The sequence below is a fragment of the Moorena sp. SIO3I6 genome (assembly GCF_010672095.1).
On the sequence record NZ_JAAHHU010001694.1, the window covers coordinates 1 to 1,069 of the forward strand.

Below are 1,069 nucleotides of genomic sequence, written 5' to 3' on the forward strand. Positions count from 1 at the left end.
TTTGTGGATATCCCTAATCCCAAAACTATACCGATAGCTAGGGCAAATTTAGGCAATCGGGCTCTCTCTGAGTAAAGATAAAATAGCAGCAGAATCACCAACACTTGAGTCAAAGAAAGTAGTAGGGATAGTAGTCAAACTGAGATAGTTCCTGTCTCAGTCTTGATAGTGATGTTTAACCCTGTCCAAATTGCTTTGGAGTGGCTTGTGGTGTTCAACCAGGGATTAGGTATTTGTTTTAGTTTGTTTTAGAGTAAGGGGACAGACAGAGGAAGGATAGAGGGGAATGATTTTGTTTGGTTATTTTGTCTTTCTTCCAAGTCCACCTTGTATTCCTTGTCTTCCTTTTTCTGTATTAGATACAGAGCAAGGTTTTAGCCCTGAGATAGGTAGGGTGCTGATGGCTTAATTTGGTAATTCCTGCTACAATGGAACAATGGACTTTAACAACAATTTAGGGCATCTAACTAAAATCTTGAACCCAGTTGTTTGAGAACAGTTGAGGGGTTTAACCCCCTAATTTATTGAGTTTTGTTTTTTTGGGTTAGATTGATTCGGTGAAGAATGGGATGCGATCGCTTTTTAAAGTAATGATGAAAACCAAGAGTTAGTGTCATACCCAGTAGCGTTCAGGGCTGGGATCACCTAAATTGCTAGGGTTTGCCAAATTATTCATTACCCATTAAATAGGTAGGCATGATTCAACTGACTAATGGAAGGGAATGATGTCAAGTTTTGTAAAATATCTAGAAATTCAATCTATTCCCTTAAGCCAGCATGTTTAGATAGATTTGTTTACATATATTTACATAGCTGCCAGCTTGATTTGGGCTTACCTATTTAACTGTTACTAGTTATCGCAAGACATTCGGTATCCAAAACCACAACCTCCTCTGTCTCGAAAACAGAACAGGAATCGATTACGTTAACAATTGCCGGAAAAATGGCTTGTTTGAGTCGAGCTTGAGCTTCTGCTGCTACTGGTTGATACTGCATAATCCAGCGATTTTTAGTTATATATTGTGGATTAAATGCTGTTTTATCTAACAACCAAAAATCAATGTTGTAC

The 1,069-nt window shown here is 38.1% G+C and carries 1 pseudogene; it reads right to left on the reverse strand.

The features are described 5' to 3' along the window. Positions 1 to 840: 840 nt before the first annotated feature. Positions 841 to 1,069, reverse strand: a pseudogene (locus F6K49_RS52365) (hypothetical protein); the annotation flags it as partial.